The organism is Psychrobacter sp. 72-O-c, assembly GCF_904846605.1.
Taxonomy (GTDB): Bacteria; Pseudomonadota; Gammaproteobacteria; order Pseudomonadales; family Moraxellaceae; genus Psychrobacter.
This window is the reverse complement of the sequence record NZ_CAJHBI010000074.1, coordinates 1-804: the sequence shown is the minus strand read 5'-3', so window position 1 is coordinate 804 and position 804 is coordinate 1. Positions and strand designations below refer to the sequence as shown.

At 41.7% G+C, this 804-nt stretch carries 1 protein-coding gene; it reads right to left on the bottom strand.

Features of this window, described 5'->3' with window-relative positions:
- Positions 1-27: 27 nt before the first annotated feature.
- Positions 28-729, bottom strand: coding sequence for an IS1 family transposase (locus tag JMX97_RS13645; RefSeq protein WP_201558969.1), 702 nt, complete (start codon positions 727-729; stop codon positions 28-30).
- Positions 730-804 lie beyond the last annotated feature (75 nt).

Sequence of the window (804 nt, the reverse complement as noted above, 5' to 3'; positions counted from 1 at the left end):
GGTGGTGTTTCAAAAAGTATGCTGGCATTAGACATAACCATAATTGATATAAAAGAACAGCATATTGAACGTTTTAAAGTGATTGTCGAGTTTCTTAGAAAAAGCACAAGTCTTTCTAACTGCTCGCCTCAATCGGTGTCTTAAACGGCAATTATTACCTTCTATGCCAACAGTATATCTTTTACCAATCTGCTTAGGGTCTGCCTTGAAGGCAGTTTTAAAGCTATCCCAGTTGTCCATGCTGATTGAACCATAGCTCACCTTAAGTTTCTTAAGACGAGCTCGAAGCTTTCTGGCCGTGGCTAAATCACGTTTACCCCAAACATGGGCAACAATCTCACCAGTATCACGGTCATAGGCGTAGATTAACCATACCTTCTGCTTCTTGCAACGTACGTATGTCCAGAACTCATCAACTTCTAAACGCGAGTAGTAATGCTGCTTTGGTGAGGTCTTATAGATCGATGAGCCTATGGTGCTTAGTATCTTGCCAATGCTGACAGAGGTGATAGTGGCAATGTCTCTAACACTACAGCCTCGTACTATCATCAGTCGTATCTTATGCTCTATTTTAGAGTGGCAACCCTGATAGGTAATGGCGTGGTCGCCAATGAATTGACGTTTACAGTCTTTGCATTGGTAGTTTTGCTTACCATAGCTTTTTATACCGTTGATCGAAAGACTAGGACTGTGGCAGTCGGGGCAATTAATCTCTATTTGTGTCTTCATAACCTCAAATATAGCATCTTTGCTTTGGCTGGCACCCCTCCTTTATTTACTCAGCATACTTTTTGATACACCACC

Coding starts and splice junctions, on each gene's coding strand:
- JMX97_RS13645 (WP_201558969.1), bottom strand. CDS start 729: ATGAAGACACAAATAGAGATTAATTGCCCCGACTGCCACAGTCCTAGT.